The following is a 26,888-nucleotide window of genomic DNA, read 5'->3' as shown; positions in this document are numbered from 1 at the left end:
CAGACATAATGTACTGACAAATCGGTCGTTCGGTGCAAATTACCTACAGATGAGGATCCTACACCATGGTCAGATGCATAATTCGGCACAAGAATGTTAAAAAAAATACCTTACTTGAGAGGGCTTAAAAAGTCGCGCGTAAAGTATTTTTTTCCGGCGCCGGAAAGGAAAAATTCTCGAACCAAAACGAAAACTTTGTGGCGTGAGATTTTTCCAATTCTCGTTCCATTATTTCTGAGATTGCGGTTCGCTTTTTCTGAAAGAACGGCCGAGGTCGGATTGTGCTCTGCTCTATATTAAAAAACGAAAAGGCTGTTCGGTTCACTTCACATACAATATTTTTTGCCCAAGAGAAGGAAACGCTGCTAAAAAGGCATAGCGATCGGTGATGGCAAGCGGTCAAAAAAAGAAGAGGAATTTTTTCCCAAGCGGCGATACAAAATACCTACTTTTGTGCCTGAATTACTCCGTAAAATACTCGATTCATGAATACGAACAACCCGCAACCGCATATTTCCCGAATAGTGTATCCTGCCATAGTAGTGTTCTTGATCCTTACGCTCTTGGGCAGTTTGGTAGAGAGATTTCATCCTTTCACTTCCTGGCTTACGCCTCCTGTGGCTCTGTTGATGGGCTTGGCCTATGCCCTTATTTTCGGATCCACGCACCGACGGGCGAACAAATTGGGTTCGAAAGTGCTATTGCAGTACTCCGTAGTCGGACTCGGTTTCGGTATGAATTTGGGCGAGTCGTTGGCATCCGGTCGCGATGGTATGATGTTTACGATAATTTCCGTATTCGGCACCCTTCTGTTGGGATGGTTCATCGGGCGGAAAATCCTACAGATGAATCGTAATACTTCCGCTCTGATCAGTGCCGGAACGGCTATCTGCGGCGGTAGTGCCATCGCGGCAGTAGGTCCCATATTGAAGGCCGAAGAGCACGAAATGTCCGTAGCATTGGGTACCGTCTTCCTGCTCAATGCCGTTGCACTCTTTATCTTTCCGTCGATAGGTCACTGGCTTGCTCTGGATCAGCAGCAGTTCGGCACTTGGGCTGCCATCGCCATCCACGATACGAGTTCGGTGGTGGGTGCCGGATCGGCTTATGGAGAAGAAGCACTCAGGGTGGCTACGACTATCAAGCTGACAAGGGCCTTGTGGATCGTACCGCTTACTCTGGTATTCTCTTTTGTCTATAAGACGAAAGGAGCCAATCGCTTTCCCGTACCCCTGTTCATCCTCTTTTTTATCGGGGCTATTATCCTGAATACCTATCTGCTGGAGGCATATTTCCCAGAAGTCGGGCGTTTTGTTGCTTCCTTGGCCCGAAAAGGCCTTACCCTGTCCCTCTTTTTCATCGGAGCATCGCTGACCAAAGAAGTGATTGCCAGTGTGGGCGTTCGTGCTCTGCTACAGGGATTGTTCCTGTGGATACTGATCAGTGTCGGCTCTCTTGCCTTCATTTTGCTGATCTGAGAGGAGGTAGTCGGCTCTCGTCCGGGTATTAGCTGTGGGAAGTATTTCCGGTCGTGGGAGCGGACGGATCTTTCCTTTTTCGGATAGTATCGGCATTCTGTCGAATCTTTCTATCTTTAACTCGATAAGAATCAGATTGGAACAATGACTATGATGCAGTGGGAGCGATTGCTCTCCGACAAAAGGGTGGGGATGGAGCACTACCACCAACCGAAACAATCGGCTCAGCCATGGGAGAGAACGGACTTCGAACGAGATTATGACCGCATGGTCTTTTCTTCTCCTTTTCGCCGGCTGCAAAACAAGGCACAGGTATTCCCCCTCGCAGGCAATATATTCGTACACAATCGTCTCACACACAGCCTCGAAGTGAGCTGTGTGGGACGCTCGCTCGGCAATAATATCACACGCGGACTGAAAGCGCGGTATGGCGAATTGCCATGGGAGCCGGGGGCCATCAGTGCCATTGTGTCGGCTGCCTGTCTGGCACATGATATGGGCAATCCTCCTTTCGGTCACAGCGGCGAGCGAGCCATTTCGGCCTATTTTCGCGAAGGAAAGGGTAGGGTATGGGAGGATGCAGTCCGCAAGGAAGGTGGCCGCTGGGAAGACTTCCTGCACTTCGAAGGCAATGCCAACGCTTTCCGCCTGCTGACGCATCAGTTCGAAGGCCGCCGCAAGGGTGGCTTTGCCCTTACGTACAGTACGGTGGCTTCGATCGTCAAATATCCATACAGCAGCGAGATGGCAGGCAAGGCCGGCAAATTCGGATTCTTTGCCACGGAAGAGGATACTTTCCTTATGATCGCCGAAGAGCTCGGCATGCTATGCCGAAGCCGGCATCCGGTGAAATACGCTCGCTATCCGCTGGTCTATCTGGTGGAGGCAGCCGACGACATCTGCTACCAAATCATGGATATAGAGGATGCGTACAAGCTCCGTATCCTCACTTATGCCGAGACGGAAAGCCTCTTTCTGGCTTTTTGCCCCGAGGAGGAACTCCGGCATATACGGGGCGTACTCGATCATATCACGGATGCCAATGAGCAGATCGCTTACCTCCGTTCGCGTGTGATCAGTCTGCTCGTCGATTCATGCACCCGGGTCTTTCTGGATCATGAAGACGAGATATTGTCCGGCACCTTCTCCGGCACTCTTGTCGGAGCTATGGAACCACGGTTGAAAGAAGCCTACGCTGCCTGTGCCCGAATGGCCTATTCGAAGATCTACGTGGCGCGCGATGTGGTGGATGTGGAGCTTGCCGGACATCAGATATTCGGCGCGCTGATAGATAAGATGATGCAGGCCCTCACCAACCCTGATCATGCCTATAGCCGGACGCTGCTCAGTCGGGTAAGTACGCAGTACAATATACGGGAGGAGAGCCTCTACGGCAAGATACAGTGCACGCTGGACTATATATCCGGCATGACCGATATATACGCACTGGATCTGTACCGCAAGATCACGGGAATGAATTTGCGCTAAATCTGTGTACCTTTGGCCCTTGCGGCCGGGTATGGTTCGTTTTTCCAAGAAGAAAATCCTATGAAAATAGTACTGATAGGGTATGGCAAGATGGGACATGTGATCGAGCGGATTGCATGCAGCCGAGGGCATGAAGTGGTACTGACGATCGATGCCGGAGAGGAAGATCGTTTCGATTCGATAGCGTTTCGTTCGGCCGATGTAGCCATCGAATTTACCCGTCCGGATGCCGCCTATGCGAATTGCTCGCAGTGCATGGATAAGTCTGTGCCGGTGGTGTGCGGCACTACGGGGTGGACGGAGCATCTGCCCGAACTGGAAGAACGCTGCCGACATGAGGGAAAGACGCTCTTTTGGGCTTCGAACTTCAGCATCGGGGTCAATCTTTTTTTCTCGCTCAGTCGTACGTTTGCCCGATTGATGAGCCGGCACGATCAGTACCGTCCTCACCTGACGGAAATCCATCATGTGCATAAGTTGGACGCTCCGAGCGGAACGGCTATTACGCTGGCCGAAGGATTGATAGCCGATTCTCCGTCGCTGGATGCTTGGCGACTGACGGAGACGCCGGAGGAGAACGAGCTGCCGATCACTTCCATCCGAGAGGGGGAGGTGCCCGGTACCCACAGCATATCCTATACATCCGAGGTGGATCGGCTGACGATATGCCACGAAGCTTTCGGTCGAGAGGGATTCGCCCTTGGTGCCGTGCTGGCTGCCGAATATGCTGCCACGCACAAAGGCTTTCTGACGATGAACGATTTAATCAGCTTATAACACAACAGAATAACGATATGACCTTCCACTGGAAAGATTTGACGCCATGGCGTCGTATAAAAGGCGTTGCCATCACCATCCTTTACCTCCTTTTTTGTATATGGGCCGGCCCGTTTTGGCTGATTTTTCTGCCTTTGATCGTAGATTACTATTTCTTCCATATTATCAAATGGGGCTGGTATAAGAATATCCGAAACAAGACGCTTCGGATCATTTGCAGCTGGGTGGCAGACATTATCTACTGTGTCGTAGCCGTTAGCTTTATCTTCGCTTTCCTGTTTCAGAACTTCGCCATTCCGAGTTCTTCGCTGGAGAAGACCTTGCTTATAGGCGACTACCTCTTCGTGAGCAAGCTCTCGTACGGGCCGCGTTCACCCATGACGCCGCTTGGTGTGCCGCTGACGCACAATACGATGCCGCTGACGGGTGGCAAATCGTTCTCGGACAAGCCTCTCTTGCCGTACAAGCGACTGAAAGGCTTCGGACACGTCAAGGAGGGAGATTTGGTGGTGTTCAACTTCCCTGCAGGCGATACGGTGGCCGTGAAGCAGCCCAATCCGGATTATTATATGTGGAAGAAACTCGTAGGACGGGAGGAGCTTTGGAGCAATCCGGACTTCTACGGGGAGATCGTTTACCGCCCGGTGGACAGGCGCGACCACTACGTGAAACGCTGTGTGGGTATGCCGGGGCAAGAATTGAGCATCAAGGATAATCAGATCTATATAGATGGCAAGCAGCAGCGCAATCCACGCAATATGCAGCTGAACTATCTGGTGCGGATGAGCAGAGAGATGAGCGTAGACTTGATAGACGAACTGGGTATCAACTATGATGATGTACGAGCGGCTTCGAGCGAAGAGTTAGCGGCTTCGTCCGGTTCCAATCTTATTGATTCGGCTTCGAATCAGCCTCAAATCATCTATCATTTGCCACTGACGGGAGGGATGCTGGACAAGTTGCGTGCGGAGCCTTCTTTCGTCAAGGCCGTAGTGGAGCCTACTCCTATCGGTCCGCTGTATCCGCTGGAGTATGAAACAGGATGGACGCGCGACAATTACGGCCCCATCCTGATCCCGGCCAAGGGTATGACGGTTCGTTTGACACCGTTGAATCTGGCCCTGTACAGCCGTTGTATCCGCAATTTCGAAGGAAATAAGCTGGTGCAGAAAGCTGACGGCACGGTTCTCATCAACGATCGTCCGGCCGATTCCTACACCTTCAAGATGGACTATTATTTCATGATGGGGGATAATCGGCACAACTCCGCGGACAGTCGCTACTGGGGATTCGTACCGGAGGATCATATCGTAGGTAAACCTGTATTCATTTGGTTGTCCCTGAACAAGGACAAGAAGAGTCTCTTCGGAGGCAAGATCCGCTTCGGTAGAATGATGCGAACGGTCAATGCAGATTAAATCGCGGCATAAGAACAGAATTTTCTTCATAGGCTTGCCGGCAGTCGTTTTGTTGTCGGCCATCCTCATTCGTCTCTTCCTTGTTACTACCTATCGTGTGCGAAGCGATGCCATGCTCCCGACCTACCGGTCCGGAAAGCTGCTATGGATCAATCGGATCGCATCGCCGGACAGGGGAGATGTTCTGGTCATAAAGTACAGACAAGATGGCGAAGCGGACTCGCGACTCTATCTGGCACGGCTGATAGGATTGCCCGGTGACAGCCTCTTTCTATCGAAGGGTGGGGTAGTCGCGAACAGTCGAAAACTGAAGTTGCCCACCTCTTTGCTTCCTCGTGAGCCTTATAAAATTATCATTCCGAGGAATGACAGGACTTATCGCCTGACTCCTCTGTCTTTACTTGCCTGCCGCAGAGCGATCGAAGAGGAGTGCAGTTCGAACATCAGCTTTCGCCGAGGAAAACTCTATCGAGACGGTGCCGAAACGGCTTTCTTCCATTTCCGCCGCAATTACTACTGGATTCTGGCGGACAATCCTGCGAGCGGACCCGATTCCCGCCATCTCGGTATCGTGCCCGAAGAGAGTATCGTGGGAGTGGTCATGAACGCAAATTGAATAGGGGAGTGGCAGAGCGTATGAATCTTCTCTCTCCTTCCGATCCGATCGTCCTCTCTACGGCTTACCTGCCACCGATCCAATACTTCACGAAGCTGTTGCATCCCGAGGGTGTTCTTTTCGAGACGGCAGAAAATTTTGTGAAGCAAAGCTATCGCAATCGTTGCCACATAGCCGGACCCGAAGGTATGCAGCCGCTGACCATACCGGTCGAAAAATCTCCCTCTCCCAAGACACCGATTAGAGATATTCGCATCAGTGAGCATGGCAACTGGCGTCATTTGCACCTGAATGCACTTATCAGCTCTTACGGATCGGCACCGTTTTTTGACCATTATATGGCTGAAATAGAGTGGTTTTACCGGCATAAATACACCTTCCTTTGGGACTTTAATTTGGATCTCCTTTCCGTATGCCTTGAATGGCTGGACATATCGCCGTTAATTATGTTTACTTCTGAGTACGTGGAGGACTATCACAATGACTTTCGCTACTCGATTCGTCCCAAGCAAGCTCCCGATGATGAAAGTTTTTTCCCGCCTACATACTACCGCACTTTTGCCCATAAGCAGGAATTTCTGCCTAACCTAAGTATTGTCGATCTCATTTTTCATGAAGGACCATTGGCCATATCTATATTGAAGGGGTCTATTCGTTGAAGAATATGGGTAAGAAAATCTCTATCTTTGTTTGAATTGATAACAACCTCTCCCATTATGACAACTCTCGAAGCTATACAGGCACCGGTCAACGAATTCGTCAAGGATTTTCATCATTCGTTCGAGCACGCGCTTCATTCCCAGTCGGAATGGATGACGAAAGCGATAAAGATCTTGAACGGCTCTACCGGTAAACATGTCCGTCCGCTCCTGACCGGATTGGTCGCTACCGTCTGTGCCGGAAAAACGAATGCGACGACTCTCGAAGCGGCTGTCCTGCTGGAAATGATCCATACGGCTACGCTGATCCACGACGACGTCATTGATATGGCTTCTACGCGTCGGGGAGTACCGACACTCAATGCTTTTTTCGATAATCGTGTGACCGTTTTGATGGGGGACTTCGTGCTGTCTTCCGCTCTGATGCGCGCCATCGCTCTGAATGATATTCGCATCATCACGATTATATCTCAGTTGGGGCGCGACTTGTCGGAGGGTGAAATCAGGCAGTTCGAGACGGCTGACAATGTGATTATAGACGAAGACGTGTATATGCAAGTGATCCGACAGAAAACGGCCATGCTCTTTAGTGCCTGTGCCGAGGTCGGTGCCATTACCGTTCAGGCTCCTGTAGAGATTGTGGAAAAGGTGAAGAGGGTAGGGGAGTTGCTCGGCTATGCTTTCCAGATTAGAGACGACATATTCGATTACTATCGGAATGATGTAGGCAAACCTACGGGCAATGATATACGCGAAGGGAAGATTACACTGCCGCTACTGTTTGCTCTCAAGAACGAACAGACTGCACTGCGGGATCATTGCCTCACCATCCTGAACCAAAAAGCTTTCTCGGAAGAGGATTTGCAGCTTCTTACCTCCTTTGCCATAGAGCACGGTGGCATAGCTTATGCCGAAAGAAAAATGACTGAGTTTGTAGACAAAGCAAAGGCCGAGTTGGCTGTTTTCCCTGACTCAGATGCTCTGCAGTCGCTGCTTGCTTTGGCTGATTTTATCGTACAAAGAGCGAAATAATAAGTCTTGTACTCATTCTTTCTTAAAAGCCGAGCTGCAAATTACTAGATTGCAGCTCGGCTCTTCTTTTGATTCTGTGTTGTTTTCGAGAGTCGTACGTTGCTACGGCTATTTTGGTAACTCCGTTTGCACCAGAGGATTGGTCTTTTCCTCGCGGTTGCGTGCACCTTGTTCGATGTAGCGGTAGTACATATCGGTGAAAGTCTGGCAAGTGCCCGGATTTTCCCGCTCCTTTTCTTCTTGAGTCTTTCTCTTGCGAATTATAGCCATGGGTGCTGATTTTTGGATTATGTGGCGTTTAGAGGCCGATTTAGACCATAATATCCTGCCGGAGGGCGTCCACCAAGCTGCTGGCTCCTATGCGGAAATATGCCGGCGTAAGCCATTCTTTGCCCAAAAGTGTATCGATCAGACAGTAGTATTTCACAGCATCTTCGCTTGTGCGAATACCTCCGGACAGTTTGATACCACGTATTTCACCAAAAAGATCATAGTATTGTTTCAATACCTTGCACATCGTATAGGCTGCTTCAAGGCTCGCTCCGGGGTAGCCTTTGCCTGTGGATGTCTTTACAAAATGGGCACCGCAGAAGAGCGCGAGAATCGTAGCGCGACGGATATTCTCCGGGGTTTTCAATGCACCTGTCTCCAGGATCACTTTGACGGTAGCTCCCTTTGCTGCTGCTATTTGCTCTTCGATTTCCGTAGCTGCTGCTTCGTAGTCTCCGCTCAGGAACTTACCCATATTGAGTACGATGTCTATTTCATCTGCTCCATCGCTTACGGCCAGTGCCGTTTCGGCCAACTTAACTTCGATAAAGCTCTGTGAAGCGGGGAAACAGCCGCTGACGCTGGCCACTTTCACGTTTTCGGCTGTGAGCGTTTCTCTCACAGTGGAGACGAAGTTGGGGTATACGCAGATCGCTGCTACGGATGGAATCGTAGGATCTGTGTCCTCGAAGTCATTGACGCTCTCGGTAAACTTTGTGATGGACTCCTCCGTATCCGTGGCGTTCAGGCTGGTCAGATCGATGACGCCATGCAGGAATTTTTTCGTTTCCGGAGTGTCGAATCGCGAATAGTGATCTCGTATTATTTGATCGGTTTTCTGTGAAATACTCTCTTCCGACTCCGCCGAATCGAACTGAGCGAAGGCCATTTCGTATTTATTTGCTGCCATTGTTGTGTAGTTTCGTATTTTGTTGATGTCTTTCTTTGTCTCTAACGGTTTTCTTCTCGATATTCTTATGGAATGCAGAGGTCAGATCCACGCCGGTTTGATTGGCCAGGCAGAGCAGAACCCACAGAACATCAGCCATTTCGTCGGCCAAATCCTTGCACTTGTCGCTTTCCTTTTCACTTTGTTCTCCGTACCGCCGTGCGATGATACGTGCTACTTCTCCTACCTCTTCGGTCAGGATAGCCATATTGGTTAGCTCGTTGAAATATCTGATACCCAGCGTTTTAATCCATTGATCTACACGTTGTTGTGCCTCTCTTAGTGTGATTTCCGACATGGCTCTACTCCTTATTTTGTGTGTCTATCAGTATGGTTACCGGCCCATCGTTCACCAATGCTACCTGCATATCTGCTCCGAATACGCCTTGTCCGACGGCTTTCCCCAGTTTTGCGGACAAGCTGTTGCAGAAGCTCTCGTAGAGAGGGATGGCAATCTCCGGACGGGAAGCTTTTATATAGCTGGGTCTGTTCCCTTTCCGGGTCGATGCCATGAGTGTAAACTGGCTTACAACCAAGGCTTCTCCATCGATGTCTTTGACGGAAAGGTTCATCACCCCGTCACTGTCATCGAAGATACGCAGGTTGGAGATCTTGGAAGTTAATAGTTCGATGTCCCTCTCTCCGTCTCGGTCTTCTATCCCTACCAGAACCAGCACTCCCTGACCTATACGGCTGTGTACTGCTCCTCTGATGCTGACGGATGCCTCCGTTACTCTTTGTATTACCACTCTCATCGTTTCTTATTTCTTTCTGAGTCCTTCGTATAATAGTTTCGCTTTGTTTCGGCCGATAAGAGCACTAAGTTCTTCCACTTCAGCCGAGCGTATTCGCTTTACGCTTTTGAAATGGCGGAGCAGATCTTCTTTCGTTTTCTTGCCGATGCCTCTGATATTGTCCAGTTCGCTTTGGATTTGTTTCTTGCTTCGTACATCGCGGTGGAACCCGATCCCGAAGCGGTGCGCTTCGTCGCGCAAGTGCTGTATGACCTTGAGCGTTTCGCTTTTCTTGTCCAAAATCAGCGGAACGGGATCCTTCGGGAAAAAGATCTCTTCCAGTCGTTCGGCCAATCCTATGATGGGTATCTTACCGATGAGTCCCAATTTATCTAATGTATCGTAGGCTGCGCTAAGCTGTCCTTTGCCTCCATCTACGACGATCAGGTCGGGTAGGGGTAAGTCCTCCTCTGTGAGGTGGGAGTAACGCCGGCTGATGATTTCTTTCATGGAGGCGAAGTCGTTCGGCCCTTCGACTGTTTTCACGTGAAACTTTCGGTAATCCTTTTTGCTCGGTTTCCCCATTTTGAAAACAACGCAGGCCGCCACCGGACTCGTACCCTGTATATTCGAGTTGTCGAAGCATTCGATATGTTTGGGTGGGCGGTCCAAGTGCAAATCCCTTTGGATCCCGTGGACGATGTGTAGAGCACGTTGTTCGGGATTGAGCTTCTCGGCACGTTTGAGTTTGTCGAGTTTGTACTGAGCCACATTCTTCTCGGATAGTTCCAGCAGTTTCCGTTTGTCTCCACGCCGGGGGATTGTAGTCGTGATGCTCTCTCCCGTTTGCCAACCGGTGTCGAACGGCAGAACGATTTCGTGAGCGTTGCTTTCGAATCGTTGTCTCAGCTCTGTTATCGCCGCAGCAAGGAGCTCTTCTTTCGATTCCTCGATCTGCTTTCGGTACTCCAAGGTGTACACACGATTGATCCCTCCGTGCTCTATGTGCATGTAGTTGATATAGGCCGTGTGCTCGTCTTCGTCGTAAGAGAAAACATCTACGTTGTCTATATTGCGTGGCACGACCGTATGCTTGGCTTCGTATCGCTCAAGAAGCTCTATTCTCTCCTTGCATATCTGTGCCTCTTCGAAGCGCAGCTCTTCGCTGTATGCCTGCATTCTGTCGCGATACATGCGTACAAGTCTGTGCAAATTGCCTCGGAGCAGATCGCGTATTTCCGATACATTGCTTTCGTACTCGTTCGAAGTTTGATTGCCGACGCAGGGGCCTTTGCATTTCTTGATATGGTACTGCAAGCAGACGCGATACCGCCCTTGTCGGATCTTCTCCACACCGAGATCCAGTTTGCAGGTACGGATCGGGTAGATCTCTTTCACAAGGCGAAGCATCCCTTTGGCAATGAGTGCGCCCGGATAGGGGCCGAAGTATTCGGATCCATCCTTCTTGATGTCCCGTGTGGCGAATATACGTGGGAAAGGCTCCCGTTTGATGACTATGCTGGGGTATGTCTTCCCATCTTTGAGCAGGACATTATACCGAGGTTGATACTCCTTGATCAGTGAGTTTTCGAGCAGCAGGGCATCTCCTTCGCTGTCCACAACGATGTATTTGATGCTCCTGATCTGTCTGACCAGTATGCGGGTTTTCCTGTCTGCGTGCTCTTTGTGAAAATACGAACTGACTCTACGGCGAAGGTTTTTGGCCTTGCCTACGTAGATTACCTTCCCGTCCTCATCGAAGTACTGGTAGCAACCCGGTTTTTCCGGCAGGGTAGGGAGGATGATGTTCAGTTCGTCGGGGGTCATCATTCGGTTCGATATTTTGTTTCACGTGAAACGTTATCTGCCACAGAGAACGAGAAGGATGCTTACGTCGTGGGGTGAGACTCCCGGTATTCGCGATGCTTGCGCTATGGTTTCCGGCCGGATGCTCGTCAGCTTTTGGCGTGCTTCGGTGGAGAGGGACTGCATCTGCATATAATCTACATGCTGTGGAAGTCGGATACTCTCGAGCCTGTTGATCTTGTCCGCCAAGGCCCTTTCTCGTTTGATATAGCCGTCGTATTTGATCAGGATCTCCGCAGCTTCCACGGTTTCCTCACGTCTGGATGCCGGAATCTCTTCAACGATTCTTTGGAGAGAGGGTACCATCGAACAGACTTCATTCATCCCTATTTGAGGACGGAGTAGCAGGTCGTACAGTTTGATGCCTTGCTTGAGAGGAAGGTGGCCGGCCGACTCCAGATGCGGGTTGATCAGATCCGGTTTGAGGGAAAACTTGTGCGTAAAGTCGATCAGCTTATCGCGAAATGCTTGCTTTTCTCGGAGCAATTCGCTGCGTCTGCTGTCTGCCAGTCCGATCGCTTCCGCCTTCGGCGTGAGCCTCATGTCGGCATCGTCCTGACGTAGCAAGATGCGATATTCGGCTCGAGATGTAAACATGCGGTAGGGCTCGTCCACGCCTTTGCTCACCAAATCATCGATCAGCACCCCTATGTAAGCCTCGTCGCGTCCGAGTGTGAACTCGCCTGCGCCATGGCATTGCAGGTGAGCATTGATACCGGCTATCAGTCCCTGTCCGGCAGCCTCCTCATAGCCGGTCGTGCCATTGATCTGACCGGCGAAGAACAGTCCTTTCACCGGCTTGGTCTCAAGCGTATGTCTTAATTGTGTGGGATCAAAGAAATCGTATTCGATGGCATAACCCGGACGATAGATATGCACATGGCGAAGAGCCGGGATGGCTTTCAGGGCTTCGAGCTGAATCTCGAAAGGCAAAGACGAGGAGAAGCCATTGAGGTAAAACTCGTTACTCGTCTCTCCTTCCGGCTCGAGAAACAGCTGGTGCATCTCCTTGTCGGCGAAGGTGACGATCTTGGTCTCTATGCTGGGGCAGTATCGAGGGCCGATGCTTTGGATCTGTCCGTTGTACAGGGGTGAGCGATCCAGTCCTTTGCTCAGTATCTCGTGGCACTCGGGATTGGTGTAGAGCGCGTAGCAACTCCTTTGGCGTAGTACCCTTCGGGGCGTATCCATATAGGAGAAACGGTGGTGATCCTCCTCTCCCGACTGCTCCGTGGTCAGACTGAAGTCGATGCTCCGGCCGTCGATTCGTGCCGGAGTCCCCGTCTTCATCCTGTCGGTCCTGAAGCCCAGATCACGAAGCTGTTCCGTGATGCCGTGAAAAGCCGGTTCGGCTATTCGTCCTCCTTCGATCATACGCTCCCCGAAGTGCATGACACCTCCGAGGAAAGTCCCTGTAGTCAGCACCACGGTACGTGCCTGAAACTCCACCCCGAGAGCCGTCGCTACTCCCGTGACGGCACCCTGACGAATAGAGAGGCTGCGTACGCTGTCCTGCCACATGTACAGATTAGGCTCGTGCTCCACTATATCGCGCCATGCTTCCATGAAGCGCATGCGATCGCTCTGAGCGCGCGGACTCCACATGGCAGGGCCTTTGCTCCGATTGAGCATGCGAAACTGGATGGCTGTAGCATCCGTGACGATACCCATCCGTCCGCCCAAGGAGTCTATCTCTCTGACTATCTGCCCCTTAGCTATTCCTCCGACAGCCGGATTGCAGCTCATTTGGGCTATTTTGTTCATGTCCGGTGTGATGAGCAATACCTGCGAACCGAGCTTGGCCGCAGCCGCAGCCGCTTCGCAGCCGGCATGGCCCGCACCCACCACGATGACATCATAATTAAATTGCATTGGAATGTTTCCTTAGTACCGGTGGCCGACACCGGTGTCGGCCGTGATTACTTAACAAAGTTAGCAACTTTCGGTTTTGGCATCTATGGAGCTTGGCAGGGGATGAGCGGTATTTGTCTCGGAATCAAGCTCCCCAAAGTTCATTTCGCGTGGAGACGCATCATTTCGTGCGCTATCGTATTAAGAGAGAAGGACGGGTTTACGCGCCATAATTTTCTATTTCCACGCTCTGAAAAACGTGGCGCGGGAACTTTTTCGTTTTGGTTCGGGAAGTGAAAAATTCTCGCGCCACAGCGAAAAAATTCTCGCGCCGCTTTTCCCGAAAACACGCTCCGCAATCCGAGCATTTCCGGTCTGTGAACTTCGGAGAGGCAGATTTGTCTGCAAAAAAATTATGCCATTTGCCTAACCTGCTCTCCTTTTACCGGAGATAATACCTTTTAGTGGATAGCCCCATATTAGTCTGCTTCATAACGACCTTTACACGGACGAATTTTTATCAATCGAATTAAAAGTGTGTCCACTTATTTGTATTAAATTTGGCCTTAACTCTAAAAACAATGAACCAGGCCAATCTTTTTACCTCATTTACTCATAAATGGAGGCAAAGAGAGCTTCTTCCCTTCGGGATGTTCATTGCGTTTTGATAGAATAATATATGTGTTAGAGATTTCCAAGGTCTATGCCACAGATGTAATTCGATCATTTTATAGATTGCTCATAAAAAAATATTAAGTGTATGGAAGCTGAAACTTACAGTAGGCATATCTTTATTTTTCCTTTTCAGTGGGATTACATCGAAAAGAGAGGGTATGCTTCCTATAACGAGAGGACAGATATAAAAAAGTTTGACAAACTGTTTTCGGCAGTCAGTCCTCTCAAAAGGCAATACTTCGAGATAGGAGCCTCGGAAGAACGCTACAATGAATACACCTATTTTCATCCTTTCGCCCGGAGAGCCCTCTTCGGAACGAAAGAAAACCCTTCGGTCTATTACTATGAATTGAGCGACACCCAAGGCACTTACAACATCTCTGTGAAAATCAATGGAGTCTCCACAACCTACTCTCTACAACTTGAGAAGATAGCCGTATCTGTATTCGATACGGGTGTGGGAACGGTAGCCTACTTTCTCCGCAACGATAGGTACACTTCATCTGAAGACATCCTCCGCATCAATGACTCGGGCAGACGCATTTACCCTCAGTTTATGGAAAAAGGGAACAGATTAAAGTCCAAGGATTCTTTTCTTGCCGACCGTATTTATGGAGGTTTAGGTGTGATGGATTTTGACGATGACTTCAGCCAATTCGAAGAGGATATTAGTCATACGAATATCTTTCTCCCTCCCGACCATATACGTCAGGTGTTCGGTTACAACAAGATGGATCGAACAGAAGACGATGGGTGCCAAAAGTTCGTGTTTCATCAAGAGAGCGAACGGAAAGACATCATCCGCATCTCCCCCGTTATGGATGATAGGATGTTCTTTATAACCTACTACCATAGCCCCGATTATGCCCAAAAGCTGAAGAGCAAACCGAAAATATTTGGCAAAAATAGAGAATGCGGCATCTACGAAGAGGGACACTTTGGAAACCTTTGGTTTCGATACCTTTTTGGAGATGGGAGAGGAAAAAGTGTGGCTAATGCTTCTGTACAAAAGGAGGATATAAAGAGAACAACCTATGCAAGATGGTCGGGAAGTGGCACTCTCTTCGGTCTAACCAAAGACTCTCTCGTAGGTATTTCAGATTGGTATCTTATAGGAGACCATATTACAACTATGTATTACCAAATGGCAACATTGAGCCTTGTGCAACGCTCTACCATACTACGCTTCAGCAATGAAATAGCCTCTATCACACAACTGATATTGGACAAGAAGACAAAGAGAAAAACTGAAAAGCAGGTCAAAGAGCTGTACGGCAACTATATCCGCTTTCTTAATGAGACCTACTTTCGAGAGGTTACCCCTCAAATACAGGGCATAGAAATGTACGATATGCTTCAAAACAATATGAACATACGAAAAGATGCCAAAGCCCTCGACGAAGAGATGGGCGAACTTTTCAACTATACGGAACTCGAGGAGCAGGGTGTGCTCAACAAAACTGCCAATCGCTACCTCCCTCTTACTCTATTTGTTGCTATTTTGAGTACTTATGCTCTCCAACGAGGAACGTTTTTCAATAAGATATTTGAAGTACAGCATACAGTAGACGTTTGCTCCTCAAATTGGAGACTAAACAGTGGAGATATTGTTACAATTATTCTCCTCTTAATATGTCTCTATTTTCCAGCAAAAAAATATCTCAAACATCTCAAATATAAGATAATGATATGGAAAAAGAAACTTTGATATTATGGTGTTTCATAGTGGTAGCTCTTACTATTATTGGTGTCGTAGCCATTATATGGGTTTGCAAATTCAAAATCAAAAAGGAAGAATTAGAGTACCGAAAATGGATCGAACAGGAACGAAAAAAAGCAAAAAAATAAAATAACCTCTTCTTTGCCCAATCGCTATTTGAGACAAACAAGGGGCTCATAGAAGTCTATTGTAAGAACAATGCGAAACAAAAAAATAGACCACGATGTATAAGTTAGAATTTGAATTGGAACAGCATACGCCCATCATCCACTTCCAGGCCAGGGATGCAGGAGCAACGCTGCGCGCCTCCGAGGTCAAGCCGAAGCTCGACAAGTTTATATTGAAAGAACACAAAGAAAAACTTCCTAAGAGTGTTATTAAGGAGAGAGAAGAAGATAAAGAAAAGAAGGAAGACAAAGAGGTTCGAAAAAGTCTTGACTACAAAATGAGGATTATAACTCATAAGGTACATACTGAAGACATAGACGCAAAAAGTGCACCTATGTACTTTGGAAACATAAAAGCAAAAAAGCCCAAACGATTGGTTACGGCAGAGAGTGTACAGATAATCATATTGGTAAAGGATGAAGTTCTAAAAGGTTGTATAAAGGAGTCCATTGTTCGGTTCTTTCAACTTCACAACTTTGGTACAAGACAATCCAAAGGATACGGTTCGTTTACCGTAAAGAGCAATGGGAAAAAGGGGATTAGAGATGTCTATAAATACTCGTTCGATGTTTCAGGAAGCGACTACAAGGAGGTTATGAATAGAATAAACTACTTCTATAAAAGCCTTAGAAGTGGCATAAATGAGTATAGGGTGAAAGGAGGGAAAAAGACAAATATCCTTTACTTCAAGTCAGCACTGCATTACTACGTAACGACCGTTCTAAAAGAACAATGGGACAAAAAGAGCATCAAAGAGTATTTCTTTCCTAAGCAACTTGAAGAGGAAAAGATAAAATATAAAGTAAAAGATATTTCTTCTAAAGAGAAAAATGATTTTAGAGATCTATTAGGGTTCTCCACCGATGAAGCATGGGGGCAAAAGCATCAGGTTAAGAAGACTTGCAAAAAAGAAACGGATGAAGGGGAAGAAAAGTTTTCTCGTTTGAAGTCACCCATCCAGTTCAAGCCTATTCGCTTTGGCAATAATTTTACTGTGTTTTTTGATGTCTTCCCGGAATCTTCTGGATGGAACGACTTTTTAGGTAGCGAAGTTTGCGTGGAAGCACTATACAAAGAAAATGCTACTCCTCTCAAAAAGGAGCCTCTAACCTTGAAAGTCCCAACGGATATTGATTTGAAAGAAGTTCTTGGATATATATTTTCAAACATGAAGCTCGAGCTAAGAAAGTCAACAGCAATTGGAGAGGGTAAGGATATTTTCGACGGAATAAAAGCTATTTATGATGAACTCGAAAGAAATAAAAAATAACGCATACACAGCAATAACCATTGGGCCGATAGGTAAAACCTTAGACAAGGCCCGAAGCGTGAAGTCCCTTTGGACTGCGAGCTACCTCTTCTCATGGATAATGCGGGAATTACTCGAAAAACTACCCAAAGAAGAGCGACCCGAAGGGAACTTTGAGGTTCTCTCTCCACATCGAGCTGGCAAAGATGTTTCAGAAGAAACCTCTAAAAAGGTGGGCTTATTCCCTGATAGGCTTTTTGCAAAGGGAGTACTTAAAGAAGGGGAGAAGGGTGAGCTCGAAGAAATAAAAGAGGAAATCTTCGGCGAACTTGCAGGCAAATTCATATCTACTTTTCAGGGTGAAGAAAAGGATATTGAGCAAAAAATCACAAAGGAAAGAGACCAAAAGCGAAAGAGAGAGCTTGAAGAAATAAAAAATCGGTATAGCAATGCTGCTTTGAAGGGTGGGGATATTCGCAAGTACTTAGAGGATTACCTCTCTATCTCCTGCATAACGGTGGAGCTTAACTCCGATTGTAACATCTTGGAGCAACTCAATAAATACTTAGATACACAGGAGTTGTTCAATAAAGCCTCCTCGCACACCGATGAGGATTATATGGAACTCTTTATCGAGGCTCCCAATAATCCTTTCTTAAAGGCTTATTCCCAAGAAAGAGCTTTCCCCAGCACTTCAGAGATAGCCGTATCGGGATGGGAACAAAATCCTCTCAAAGATGAAAACGGAGAGGTAAAGTACAGCGACTTAAAATCCATAAAGGGAGGATTTCGCAACTGCTACAAGTATTTGGCAGTCATAAAGGCGGACGGAGATGGCTTTGGGACATACATCAAAGAACTCAAAGTAGACGAGGAAAAGGAAATAAAAGAAAACGGAGAAAAGGAAAACGAGCTAACGAGATTTACAAAATCGTTCTTCGAGTTCTCTGTTGAGGTAGCCGATGAGTTAATACGGAAAACAAAGGCTAGACCTGTCTATATCGGAGGCGATGATCTCTTTCTCTTTACTCCTGTATTGGAGGGTGATACCGAAAAGGATGTATTCAACCTTATTAAGGAGATAGATGACCTATTTATCCAAAAGGAAATAGGCGAAGGTCTTTCGATGTCTTACGGCGTAAGTATCTTTTACTACAAGAATCCTATGTCTGAGGCAATAGACATAGCCGATAGTATGTTGAGGAAAGCAAAGGAAGAGGAAGAGGAAAAGGAAAAGAAGAAAGATGCCGTAGCTATATCCATACAGAAACACAGTGGGCAGAAGATAGAGTTCCTACTGCCGTGTAAGCATAGCGGTGCTGATGAGACTGCTCGAAAGGAAAGCTTGTATGGAAAGACTGTCGAGCTTGTACGAGCTTTCAAAGGCGATGGGAATATGCTCAATAGTCTTATCTATTGGATAGAAGAGATGTATGAGATACTTTTCACTGAGGAGGTTACCCAGTCCCAAGAGCGTATCAATGCGGTCTTTGACAACTTTTTCGACGAAGAGATTCACAAAGAGAATGAAAGGTTTTTCACCCTCCTCAAGGAGTTTATCCACTCCATGCATCGCTCCGAAGATGCTCCTCGCGAGTTGAAAGACAAAAAGAAACTGTTGCACGGCATCTTGCGCTACTGTCAATTTGTAACAGCTAAAAAAGAGAAATAATATGTCTACCTATACCTATCTTATTAAGCTTACGCCTTTGGATAAGTTTTTCTTTGGGCAGAAGAAAACCTTTGGCGATGACAATGCCAACTACTTCGTGTACTCCTCCCTCTTCCCACAGCAAACTACCTTGTTGGGGCTTTTGCGCTATCAACTGTTGCAGATAGCAGGAGAGGACGTCTTCAAGGATAATAAAATACAAGATGAACATAAAGCTGCCGAATTGATTGGCGAACAGAGCTTCTCTCCATTCGTCAAGGATAAGTTGCAGTTTGGTATTATCCAATCGCTCTCTCCTGTCTTTATCATAGACAAGAAGAACGATGAGGGTAAGGAAGAGTACTTCCTGCCTGTGGGTAGACGGTTTCAAAAGAAAAAAGAGAAAGCCCCATACAATCTCTTACATCTCTTCTGTGAAACTGGATGCCCTCCCATTCCCATCTTTAAGAGTAGAGTATCTCAAAAAAAGGAAGAAGAAGGCTCGCATGAGGTCTTACATCCCTCCTGTGAAGCTGGATGCCCTCCCATTTTTGAGGCTTATGACCCCAAGAAAGGTATGGCATCTTGCTGGCTATCTTCCAAAAGCCATACGCTCCTTAACGAAGAGGACTTTTTTATAAAAGATGAGCGCATCGGGATACGCAAAGATTATAAAGGGACTACGAACGACGATGCCTTCTTCCGTCAGAGATACTACCATTTCAAAAACTTCAAAGAGGTAGTAGAGGACGAAGAGAATAAAGGGCGCAAGCAACCACCCGTGCGAGAGCACGACTTCTGCTTTGCCACTATTTTAGAAATAAAGAGAGAAATCGAATACAAAGAGTTAGATAAGAGGTTAGATAAGAGAATTGTCTACCTCGGTGGAGAGCGACAACCTTTCCTTATGGAGGTAAGCGAAAAGACAGAGGATCTCCAACTCAACATTAAGGGTTCTGCTCTTACGAGCGATGAGAAGCACTATACCGTGGTACTCCTATCCGATGCTAAGATTGAGCCTAATCACCTCAAGGGGGTAAAATTTGCAAGCACGGAAGTGAAAGACTTTGCCTGTTTGCTCACTCACGTAGGGACACGAAAGTTCTACAACAAGAAGAAGAAAAGAGAGGAGCAGTACCTCGAAAAAGATGAAACGGCTCTAAGTCATCAACATGAACTATATGCCAGAGGCTCCGTGTTTTACTTCGATACTAAAGAGCAAGCGGATCAATTCTGTGAGCACCTCGCAGCATCCACCAACTTCTATACCATCGGCTACAATCGTGCCGAAGTAATCAATCCATTAAAAACAATAAAATAAACAGAATATAAAAATGAAAACTGCCACCTATATCATTCGATGCCTTACCAATATGCACGTGGGTAAGGGAGATGCCACCTACGAAGTAGTGGACAAATGTGTACAACGAGACGTAACCACAGGGACGCCCTGCATCTACTCCTCCAGCCTCAAAGGAGCTTTGAGACAGTTCTTTTCGAAGCAAGGCTTTACCGAGCTTGACTATGTGTTTGGAGCTGATGTGAACAGGGATAAGAAAAATAATAGTAATGAGAATAATGAAGAAGAGCACAGCATTGGCAACTTCACCTTCTTCCAAGCTAACCTATTAGCCTATCCTGTTCAGACAACTCAAAAGAATATCAGTTACATTCTCAAAACAAACGAAGCCCTGCAAAAGCCTATAGAGGAGTTAGCAAACCTTCTTTCTGCTCCATTCGATATTAAAGAGATGTTACCTGAAGGGCATAAAGAGCATGAAGAGCCATTGTCCAATGAGGACTTTGAGCAACTCCCCGTCATAGCACGCAACAAATTGGACAATGGGAAGAGTGAGAACCTATGGTACGAAGAGGTTGTACCTGCCGAGAGCCGTTTTGTCTTCTTTGTATCCTACGATGAAAAAGATGAAAAGATCTTCAAAGAGTTCAACACAAAAATCCAAAAGGGAGTCATCCAAATAGGAGCTAATGGCTCTATTGGTTATGGTTTTTGCAAGATTACTAACATTGAAGATTCCTCTAAAAAATGAATAAGAAAGTCATTCAGAATTTAATTCCCAAGGCGATGCAAGCCATCGAGTATGTAGAGGTGCAATTAAAGAAGAAAGAAAGTAGCAAACCAGAACTGACTAAGATTGTAGACCCTCAAACACACAAATTCGAGAAAGTCCACGAGGGGTATATCAATGCTCTTGGTCCTACTATCATTCAGTCGGGACTTCTCCCTACGCTCATATTCTACAATAAGGATAAGCGAACCTTATGGCTCAGAGCTTTATACTATATGGCAGTGGGCGGAAAGGAAAACATGACTAATAACTCCCCCGCAGCGATTATCGAACTTGTAATAGACAAAAAGGGAGGAAGTATAGAAGAGTTAGAGGGCAAAGCCAAGAAGTGGGAGCGCAAAATACTTGAGTATGCGGTGGCTCTCAAGCTGGCACTTCGGACTTTTGTTGCTAAAGAGCCTGAGACAAGCAATACAGAACAACAAAAAGGAGGTGCGCAATGAATTTCGGACACTGGTACTATCGAGAGTATTTCAATACGATAAAACTCAATAGCAAGGGCATTGTAACCAACTTCTCTACGTTCAATAAAGGGAAGAACGATAAACTAATAAAGGGAGCTATTCTCCCTCCCTACGACGAAGAAAATGATATTGAGGATGTAACGAGCTTCGAGCTAAAGACCTGCTATCCGGGGTTGCTCTGTGGTGTGGGCTATCATCACGAGATAAACAAACCTGCGGATGAGAAGGGTAAGAAGGTTGAGAAGGATAAGGAAGATGACGCACCGGAGGTTTATAACCTCGGGATGTACTTTGATTATACATCGGGTTTGCCCGTTATCCCCGGTTCTTCTATCAAAGGGATGCTACGCTCTGCCATCGAAGAGTGGGACTTCCTTGCAGATTATGAGCTCAACGACGGAGTTACACGTGAAGAAATTATTAAGACTGTGTTTGAAGGAAAAGGACTTTCCATTTATGACAGAGACATATTCCTCGATGCTATCCCGATAAAAGCAGATAACAAACTCTTTGGAGAGGACTATATCACGCACCATCCCAATCCTCTGCAAAACCCTAATCCTGTACGTTTCTTGAGAGTCAATCCGGGTGTAACCTATAAGTTTCGCTTTATCCTGAAAGCTCATGGAGAGAAACTAACGGTAGACTTTAAGACAAAGCTTTTCGAAGCTATTATCTGCACTTTTGGTCTCGGAGCCAAGACCAATGTCGGCTACGGGCAATTCGTAAAACCTCAGAAGTAGGATTACGGCCGGTTGCCTCTCCATCGGGTCGTTTTTCCTCAGCAAAGAGTTTTGTATGCCACTCTCCACAGATTCGTTGCCGATCTTCTTGTCGGACTTCACCGCCTACCATTTTAGCGTTCGTTTCAGAGCCGAACGTGCTATTGCCTTCGAACGCAAATGGTATTTCATGCCTCGGTTTGCATTGGGCAATGCCCTCAAAAATAGTAAGCAGTACGCCTACCTCTATGGGCAGATATTCAAGCCACAAGAGGAAGACGCGGACGAAAGCAAGGGACCGGGCAACACCTCGCGCCTGATCATTCGAGCCGACAAACCCTCCCGGAAGTCTCTGGAGGCAGGCGAAGCCATGGATCTGTACATTACCGTCGTAACGAGAGATCCTCTACTGGTCGGAGACTTCCTCTCTTTCCTTCCGGAATGGCAGGCGTACAACTTCTTTCGGGAAAATAATCTCACGTACGACTCCTATCGCCTGTACAATCCCACGACAGAGAAATACGAGTCCGGGCTGAGGGTAGAGGATGCAGCACTTACGGTAGACTTCTTCTCTCGGCGAGCAATCCGTTGGGGCGAAATCCTTGCTGTGCGCTTTCTGTCTCCGGCCAGTATCAAGGTAGATCAAATACTGTCCGCGGAAATACCTTACTCGCGTCTGATGAATAGACTCTCACGGCGTCTGTATGAGCTATATACCCAATACCTTAGCAGGGGAGAGACTTCTGTGGAACAATATGTTTTCCCCGACCACGATGGGCTGATTTACTCCCAGATAAGTATGCCACGCAAGGCGACTATCAAGGAAAACAGACAGTACGACATGTCCGGCATATTGGGTCAGCTCTTCTACCGTGTTCCCTACGATCCCGTAGCAGCCCTCATGCTCTCGATGGCGCATTGGGTGCATATAGGCAATCATACAATTGTGGGGAATGGTCAGATCGAGAGCACTCCGGCCAACGATGCCTTGTACCGCAAGTGGCTCTCTTCTTTGGCTGCGGATCGTGACCTTCCCATGGCAGAAGCGGAGCGACAAGATCTGTTGGAAGCCCTACGTGTTTGCAGCTATATACCGCAGCCCTATCACTCGGTGAACATACCCAAGGGGGATGGCTCCTACCGACAGCTACATATCCCTTCGGCAGTGGATCTACACTTGCAGAGAAGCCTGGCCGGCATACTCTATCCGATCACCGAGTCTTTATCCATTGCACAGAGCTATGCCTATCGCAAGGGGAAGGGGGCTGTGGCTGCCATTCGTAAAGTGCAGCATCTGCTGGATTCTCTGGATGAGAACTATACAGTGGTGCGCTGCGATATAGACAACTTCTTCGATTCCATCCCTGTCCCCTCTCTATTGCAGAAAGTCCTGAGAACGACCGAAGATCCCCTCCTGACCCGTATGTTGAGCCTCTGGATGAAGTCCGGAGTCGTAGACCGAAAGCAGCAATATGCTCCTGCATCCTCCGGCATCCCACAGGGAAGCCCTCTGGCCCCTCTGCTTTCCAACCTCTACTTGGAAGACACGGATCGCTACATTGCCGGGCATATAACAACCGAATTTATCCGCTATGCCGACGACCTGCTACTCTTCTTGCCGGAGAGAGCGGATCCGCTGAAGGCTCTCCAAGACCTGAGCGAACATTTGAAATACCGCAAGGGACTGAAGCTGAACAGGGACTTTGTCGTATCGAGCATAAAAAGCTCTTTCAGTTTCCTCGGTATTACGTTCCGTGCAGATGGTTCAAGGTGTATGAGCCGGGACAAGACGGAGGGGCTCAAACGCAAGATCGCACTCGCGCTCCATCGCGACACCGAAAACTTCTCAGCCCTATCGGAGACAATCCATGGCATGGAGCAGTACTACCGCAAACTGCTCGAAAAGGTAGACATAGAGGCCATTGACAAAGCGGCCGCCGCTGTCTATGCCGCTCACATCGCATCACTGCCGACCTCCGAGGCTCGGAAAAAGGCCAAGGACAATCTGCTACGGCTGGGCTTTCTCTCTTCGGAAACGGCCCAACAGACTCTTCGAGAGGCTATGCGGCAGACAGTGCTCCCAAGTGCAGACCCTTTCCCGATAAAGAAAGAGAGCGAGATCCTGCGTGAGCAGCACAAAAGACATTTGCAAGAGAGGGAAGAGATATTCGACTTGGTGGTTACCGAGCCCGGAGCTTTCATCGGTATCAGTCGCAACCACGTGCTTGTAAGGAAGTATGGGAAGACGATCTGCAAACGACCTGCCGCACGGATAGAGCAGATCAGCATCATCAGTGACGGCGTCTCTCTCAGCAGTAACGTCACCAAATACTGCAGGAAGAAGAATATCAGAGTCATATTCTACAATGCAACGGGCCAAGCCTATGCCTCTCTCGACGGCATGAATACCATCTTGCCCTCCGTGATGGAAGCCCAGATGCGCCTGAGCGAAGAGAAGAAGCAGGAGTTCATCCTCGCTCTTATCCGGAACAAGGTTCGCAATCAGGGCAAACTCCTGCGCTACTACCACAAGTATTATCGCCACGACAAAGAGCTGAAAGAGCCTCTCTCCAACGCTATCGCCGAGCTAAAGCAGCTGGAAGATATACCCATAGCGGCGGAGGGCAGCTCCCTCGCGGACTTCCGACAGCATGCCATGCTTCATGAAGCACGCTGCGCACAAGTCTATTGGAGGGCATTTGCCCTGCTGGTGCATCGCTCCGGGCATGAATTTGAGGGGAGAGAGCACAAGGGAGCCGAGGGATTGGTCAATCAGATGCTAAACTATGGCTACGCAATCCTCCGGAGCTACGTGATGAAGACGATAGACCTTTGGCAGCTCAACCCGAATATCGGTATCCTGCACAGCACGCAAGACAATAGACCGGCCCTGTGCTTCGACCTCATGGAGCAGTACCGGGCTTTCGTTGTCGATAGGAGCATCCTCGCCCTACTGGCCAAGGGGGAAGATGTGGGGCAGGATAACAAAGGGCTGTTGGATATGTCCACACGCAGCCGCATCATAACGAAGATAAACGAACGCTGGTTTGCTACCGAATACTATCGATCCGGGGAAAAGCTTTTCTCCGATATTATGAAGTTGCAAACCAAAGACGTGAGAGCCTTTTGCTGTGGCAAGGTGAAGCGCATCAAATTCTATACCCCTAAATGGTAGACCGTGAGCGGGAAGAGCTATGAATGACAAAAAACTGCTGGTTGCATACGATATATCCTCCAACAGACGAAGGCGCAAGGTTGCTCGGATATTGGAGCAATGTGGTATACGCATCAACAAGTCGGTATTCATCTGTAGCCTGCGAGAGCTGACCATGGACAAGTTGGTAGAGGCTGTTACCTCACAGACGGCTAAGAGAGACAAGGTGTTTTTTCTTCCTCTCTGTCAGCATTGTTATGCTGCAGCTTGGATGAGCGGACATCCGACCCTCCCTAAGAGCCGGAGAAAAAGGAAAAGTATAGTGGTTTAGTTTTTCGAAAAAACTCGAACCACGCATCGCTCTTTGACGTACTGATTATCAGCCGGTTGCAAAAACAACCCTTTTCTCCTTTTTTTCGAAAATAGGAGAAAACGGGAATTGGGACTTTTATTTTCGAAAAACAGGGGTGTTTCGCTATTTGTAAGTGTTTGATTATCAAATGGTGTCTTTCTCTATTTTCGAAAATGCCAAAAACGAAGGCTACCACTTTCTGATTTTCGAAAATAGAAAATCAGCTAATCTGATTGTATATCAATAAGATATAATCAGCTCAACAGCAAAAATGGTGTTATAGCTGCATTTCTCAACTTGCATTTTCGAAAAAAATAGAATCGTTCTCTGCCAATGCGTTACGTTTAGGATTATTCGTAACTTGCAGTCACTCAAGTTCTCACTATACATACACAGTCCGTAAGGCTATTAAGACAGCATGTAAAACTCTTCTCCAGAATCTCCTTTAACCTCACTATACATACACAGTCCGTAAGGCTATTAAGACAAGTATACAGAACGATTCTGTCCTGGTTCTACAATAACTCACTATACATACACAGTCCGTAAGGCTATTAAGACCCTGTTAAGATTTTTTTTAGTACTCCCGGATTTTTCCTCACTATACATACACAGTCCGTAAGGCTATTAAGACACTTCCCAGGTAATGAGAGAAGAAGAGTAAGAATCCTCTCACTATACATACACAGTCCGTAAGGCTATTAAGACTTTTCATAGCTATCAATCCTAATAGATAGATAATGACTCACTATACATACACAGTCCGTAAGGCTATTAAGACCCTTTACTACAATAGCAACAGGAATTGGTCTTGAACTCACTATACATACACAGTCCGTAAGGCTATTAAGACTCGTTTTGGGTGAGTCCTAAGTTTTTAACAGCTCTTTCTCACTATACATACACAGTCCGTAAGGCTATTAAGACGCTTTGGTTTTTACTTTCCGTATTGACATATTCTCACTATACATACACAGTCCGTAAGGCTATTAAGACAAAGTTTACCTCAGGTACCGTTTTTTTTTCTTTTGTTCTCACTATACATACACAGTCCGTAAGGCTATTAAGACATGTCTTATTGTATCTGTAAATTTGCCTTTAACCTCTCACTATACATACACAGTCCGTAAGGCTATTAAGACAACTCTTTTAGGTTTTCTTTGCTTTCATTATTAACTCACTATACATACACAGTCCGTAAGGCTATTAAGACCTCAGATATATAAACTTCTCCGTTTTCTATTTTAGCTCACTATACATACACAGTCCGTAAGGCTATTAAGACACAACTTAAGACCTAATAACCATACCATCCACAGCTCACTATACATACACAGTCCGTAAGGCTATTAAGACTTTTCACTGAAACTTTCAACTTTTGTTTTCATAATTACTCACTATACATACACAGTCCGTAAGGCTATTAAGACTCCTAGAAGAGGACGACTGTTAAGAGGATTTGCTAACTCACTATACATACACAGTCCGTAAGGCTATTAAGACTC

At 47.2% G+C, this 26,888-nt stretch carries 24 protein-coding genes and 1 CRISPR repeat array; of the genes, 17 read left to right on the top strand and 7 right to left on the bottom strand.

Translation table 11 applies throughout. The features are described from left to right. Positions 1–485: 485 nt before the first annotated feature. The 7 genes from HQ49_RS04870 (at position 486) to HQ49_RS04840 (ending at position 7,468) form a co-directional block, all read left to right on the top strand. Positions 486–1,478 carry a YeiH family protein gene (locus HQ49_RS04870; RefSeq protein WP_018964656.1) on the top strand — a complete coding sequence of 331 codons (993 nt, stop codon included), beginning with the start codon at positions 486–488 and terminating at the stop codon, positions 1,476–1,478. Positions 1,479–1,622: 144 nt separating this feature from the next. After that, a complete protein-coding gene (locus HQ49_RS04865) occupies positions 1,623–2,966 on the top strand; it encodes a deoxyguanosinetriphosphate triphosphohydrolase family protein (RefSeq protein ID WP_080734093.1) in 1,344 nt (447 codons plus the stop codon). 60 nt (positions 2,967–3,026) lie between these two features. Next, positions 3,027–3,743, top strand: a complete 717-nt coding sequence (gene dapB, locus HQ49_RS04860) for a 4-hydroxy-tetrahydrodipicolinate reductase (RefSeq protein ID WP_018964658.1) — start codon at positions 3,027–3,029, stop codon at positions 3,741–3,743. A gap of 17 nt (positions 3,744–3,760) precedes the next feature. Next, positions 3,761–5,161 carry a signal peptidase I gene (lepB, locus tag HQ49_RS04855; protein WP_039418724.1) on the top strand — a complete coding sequence of 467 codons (1,401 nt, stop codon included), beginning with the start codon at positions 3,761–3,763 and terminating at the stop codon, positions 5,159–5,161. Continuing rightward, positions 5,151–5,777: a signal peptidase I gene (gene lepB / locus HQ49_RS04850; protein ID WP_039418722.1), complete on the top strand. Its 627-nt coding sequence runs from the start codon at positions 5,151–5,153 to the stop codon at positions 5,775–5,777. The genes lepB (HQ49_RS04855) and lepB (HQ49_RS04850) overlap by 11 nt, the downstream gene beginning before the upstream one ends. Before the next feature lie 20 nt (positions 5,778–5,797). Further along, entirely contained in the window at positions 5,798–6,436 is a 639-nt protein-coding gene (locus tag HQ49_RS04845; protein ID WP_039418720.1) for a WbqC family protein, read from the top strand. Between the two features lie 57 nt (positions 6,437–6,493). Next, positions 6,494–7,468 (top strand): polyprenyl synthetase family protein, encoded by a 975-nt coding sequence (locus tag HQ49_RS04840; protein ID WP_039418718.1) that lies wholly within the window; start codon positions 6,494–6,496, stop codon positions 7,466–7,468. Between the two features lie 108 nt (positions 7,469–7,576). Here the strand turns inward: HQ49_RS04840 and HQ49_RS11790 are convergent, their stop codons facing one another. The 7 genes from HQ49_RS11790 to HQ49_RS11285 all read right to left on the bottom strand — a co-directional run bounded on the left by HQ49_RS11790 (position 7,577) and on the right by HQ49_RS11285 (position 13,451). Further along, positions 7,577–7,738, bottom strand: a complete 162-nt coding sequence (locus HQ49_RS11790) for a hypothetical protein (protein WP_162832556.1) — start codon at positions 7,736–7,738, stop codon at positions 7,577–7,579. A 40-nt stretch (positions 7,739–7,778) separates the two neighbouring features. Continuing rightward, positions 7,779–8,648: a deoxyribose-phosphate aldolase gene (gene deoC, locus HQ49_RS04835; RefSeq protein ID WP_039418715.1), complete on the bottom strand. Its 870-nt coding sequence runs from the start codon at positions 8,646–8,648 to the stop codon at positions 7,779–7,781. Beyond that, positions 8,635–8,985: a nucleotide pyrophosphohydrolase gene (locus tag HQ49_RS04830; RefSeq protein WP_039418714.1), complete on the bottom strand. Its 351-nt coding sequence runs from the start codon at positions 8,983–8,985 to the stop codon at positions 8,635–8,637. The genes deoC and HQ49_RS04830 overlap by 14 nt, the downstream gene beginning before the upstream one ends. Before the next feature lie 4 nt (positions 8,986–8,989). Further along, positions 8,990–9,442, bottom strand: coding sequence for a D-aminoacyl-tRNA deacylase (dtd, locus tag HQ49_RS04825; RefSeq protein WP_039418713.1), 453 nt, complete (start codon positions 9,440–9,442; stop codon positions 8,990–8,992). A gap of 6 nt (positions 9,443–9,448) precedes the next feature. Next, positions 9,449–11,248 (bottom strand): excinuclease ABC subunit UvrC, encoded by a 1,800-nt coding sequence (gene uvrC / locus HQ49_RS04820; RefSeq protein ID WP_039419002.1) that lies wholly within the window; start codon positions 11,246–11,248, stop codon positions 9,449–9,451. A 33-nt stretch (positions 11,249–11,281) separates the two neighbouring features. Next, positions 11,282–13,159, bottom strand: a complete 1,878-nt coding sequence (gene mnmG, locus HQ49_RS04815) for a tRNA uridine-5-carboxymethylaminomethyl(34) synthesis enzyme MnmG (protein WP_039418712.1) — start codon at positions 13,157–13,159, stop codon at positions 11,282–11,284. Positions 13,160–13,358: 199 nt separating this feature from the next. Continuing rightward, on the bottom strand, positions 13,359–13,451 hold the full coding sequence (locus HQ49_RS11285; protein WP_130262605.1) for a DUF1661 domain-containing protein: 93 nt from the start codon (positions 13,449–13,451) through the stop codon (positions 13,359–13,361). Between HQ49_RS11285 and HQ49_RS12090 the strand changes: the two genes are divergently transcribed. The 10 genes from HQ49_RS12090 to cas2 all read left to right on the top strand — a co-directional run bounded on the left by HQ49_RS12090 (position 13,432) and on the right by cas2 (position 25,362). After that, positions 13,432–13,593, top strand: a complete 162-nt coding sequence (locus tag HQ49_RS12090; protein WP_232522104.1) for a DUF1661 domain-containing protein — start codon at positions 13,432–13,434, stop codon at positions 13,591–13,593. The genes HQ49_RS11285 and HQ49_RS12090 overlap by 20 nt on opposite strands. A 305-nt stretch (positions 13,594–13,898) precedes the next feature. Further along, positions 13,899–15,521, top strand: a complete 1,623-nt coding sequence (locus HQ49_RS04810; protein ID WP_039418711.1) for a hypothetical protein — start codon at positions 13,899–13,901, stop codon at positions 15,519–15,521. A 235-nt stretch (positions 15,522–15,756) separates the two neighbouring features. Then, positions 15,757–16,971, top strand: a complete 1,215-nt coding sequence (locus HQ49_RS04800) for a hypothetical protein (protein WP_039418710.1) — start codon at positions 15,757–15,759, stop codon at positions 16,969–16,971. Next, entirely contained in the window at positions 16,943–18,622 is a 1,680-nt protein-coding gene (gene cas10 / locus HQ49_RS04795; RefSeq protein WP_235290062.1) for a type III-B CRISPR-associated protein Cas10/Cmr2, read from the top strand. The genes HQ49_RS04800 and cas10 overlap by 29 nt, the downstream gene beginning before the upstream one ends. A gap of 1 nt (position 18,623) precedes the next feature. Continuing rightward, positions 18,624–19,922: a type III-B CRISPR module-associated protein Cmr3 gene (gene cmr3, locus HQ49_RS04790; RefSeq protein ID WP_039418708.1), complete on the top strand. Its 1,299-nt coding sequence runs from the start codon at positions 18,624–18,626 to the stop codon at positions 19,920–19,922. A gap of 13 nt (positions 19,923–19,935) precedes the next feature. Beyond that, positions 19,936–20,652 (top strand): type III-B CRISPR module RAMP protein Cmr4, encoded by a 717-nt coding sequence (cmr4, locus tag HQ49_RS04785; RefSeq protein WP_039418706.1) that lies wholly within the window; start codon positions 19,936–19,938, stop codon positions 20,650–20,652. Continuing rightward, positions 20,649–21,134 carry a hypothetical protein gene (locus tag HQ49_RS04780; protein ID WP_039418705.1) on the top strand — a complete coding sequence of 162 codons (486 nt, stop codon included), beginning with the start codon at positions 20,649–20,651 and terminating at the stop codon, positions 21,132–21,134. The genes cmr4 and HQ49_RS04780 overlap by 4 nt, the downstream gene beginning before the upstream one ends. Further along, positions 21,131–21,898: a type III-B CRISPR module RAMP protein Cmr6 gene (gene cmr6, locus HQ49_RS04775; protein WP_039418704.1), complete on the top strand. Its 768-nt coding sequence runs from the start codon at positions 21,131–21,133 to the stop codon at positions 21,896–21,898. Before HQ49_RS04780 ends, cmr6 begins: the two co-directional genes overlap by 4 nt. A 55-nt stretch (positions 21,899–21,953) precedes the next feature. Then, positions 21,954–25,052, top strand: coding sequence for a CRISPR-associated endonuclease Cas1 (gene cas1, locus HQ49_RS04770; protein WP_039418702.1), 3,099 nt, complete (start codon positions 21,954–21,956; stop codon positions 25,050–25,052). 19 nt (positions 25,053–25,071) lie between these two features. Then, positions 25,072–25,362 (top strand): CRISPR-associated endonuclease Cas2, encoded by a 291-nt coding sequence (gene cas2 / locus HQ49_RS04765; protein ID WP_039418700.1) that lies wholly within the window; start codon positions 25,072–25,074, stop codon positions 25,360–25,362. A 399-nt stretch (positions 25,363–25,761) separates the two neighbouring features. After that, positions 25,762–26,886: direct repeats of the CRISPR family, unit length 37 nt; unit sequence CTCACTATACATACACAGTCCGTAAGGCTATTAAGAC. Positions 26,887–26,888: the final 2 nt, after the last annotated feature.

The organism is Porphyromonas gulae, assembly GCF_000765945.1.
Taxonomy (GTDB): Bacteria; Bacteroidota; Bacteroidia; order Bacteroidales; family Porphyromonadaceae; genus Porphyromonas; species Porphyromonas gulae.
Note: the sequence above shows the minus strand (reverse complement) of the source record. Positions and strands in the feature narration are given on the sequence as shown.

Bases quoted from the DNA above. Each gene is read 5' to 3' on its own strand.
- HQ49_RS04870 (WP_018964656.1), top strand. From the start codon at position 486: ATGAATACGAACAACCCGCAACCGCATATTTCCCGAATAGTGTATCCT.
- HQ49_RS04865 (WP_080734093.1), top strand. From the start codon at position 1,623: ATGACTATGATGCAGTGGGAGCGATTGCTCTCCGACAAAAGGGTGGGG.
- dapB (WP_018964658.1), top strand. From the start codon at position 3,027: ATGAAAATAGTACTGATAGGGTATGGCAAGATGGGACATGTGATCGAG.
- lepB (WP_039418724.1), top strand. From the start codon at position 3,761: ATGACCTTCCACTGGAAAGATTTGACGCCATGGCGTCGTATAAAAGGC.
- lepB (WP_039418722.1), top strand. From the start codon at position 5,151: ATGCAGATTAAATCGCGGCATAAGAACAGAATTTTCTTCATAGGCTTG.
- HQ49_RS04845 (WP_039418720.1), top strand. From the start codon at position 5,798: ATGAATCTTCTCTCTCCTTCCGATCCGATCGTCCTCTCTACGGCTTAC.
- HQ49_RS04840 (WP_039418718.1), top strand. From the start codon at position 6,494: ATGACAACTCTCGAAGCTATACAGGCACCGGTCAACGAATTCGTCAAG.
- HQ49_RS11790 (WP_162832556.1), bottom strand. From the start codon at position 7,738: ATGGCTATAATTCGCAAGAGAAAGACTCAAGAAGAAAAGGAGCGGGAA.
- deoC (WP_039418715.1), bottom strand. From the start codon at position 8,648: ATGGCAGCAAATAAATACGAAATGGCCTTCGCTCAGTTCGATTCGGCG.
- HQ49_RS04830 (WP_039418714.1), bottom strand. From the start codon at position 8,985: ATGTCGGAAATCACACTAAGAGAGGCACAACAACGTGTAGATCAATGG.
- dtd (WP_039418713.1), bottom strand. From the start codon at position 9,442: ATGAGAGTGGTAATACAAAGAGTAACGGAGGCATCCGTCAGCATCAGA.
- uvrC (WP_039419002.1), bottom strand. From the start codon at position 11,248: ATGACCCCCGACGAACTGAACATCATCCTCCCTACCCTGCCGGAAAAA.
- mnmG (WP_039418712.1), bottom strand. From the start codon at position 13,159: ATGCAATTTAATTATGATGTCATCGTGGTGGGTGCGGGCCATGCCGGC.
- HQ49_RS04810 (WP_039418711.1), top strand. From the start codon at position 13,899: ATGGAAGCTGAAACTTACAGTAGGCATATCTTTATTTTTCCTTTTCAG.
- HQ49_RS04800 (WP_039418710.1), top strand. From the start codon at position 15,757: ATGTATAAGTTAGAATTTGAATTGGAACAGCATACGCCCATCATCCAC.
- cas10 (WP_235290062.1), top strand. From the start codon at position 16,943: ATGATGAACTCGAAAGAAATAAAAAATAACGCATACACAGCAATAACC.
- cmr3 (WP_039418708.1), top strand. From the start codon at position 18,624: ATGTCTACCTATACCTATCTTATTAAGCTTACGCCTTTGGATAAGTTT.
- cmr4 (WP_039418706.1), top strand. From the start codon at position 19,936: ATGAAAACTGCCACCTATATCATTCGATGCCTTACCAATATGCACGTG.
- HQ49_RS04780 (WP_039418705.1), top strand. From the start codon at position 20,649: ATGAATAAGAAAGTCATTCAGAATTTAATTCCCAAGGCGATGCAAGCC.
- cmr6 (WP_039418704.1), top strand. From the start codon at position 21,131: ATGAATTTCGGACACTGGTACTATCGAGAGTATTTCAATACGATAAAA.
- cas1 (WP_039418702.1), top strand. From the start codon at position 21,954: ATGCCACTCTCCACAGATTCGTTGCCGATCTTCTTGTCGGACTTCACC.
- cas2 (WP_039418700.1), top strand. From the start codon at position 25,072: ATGAATGACAAAAAACTGCTGGTTGCATACGATATATCCTCCAACAGA.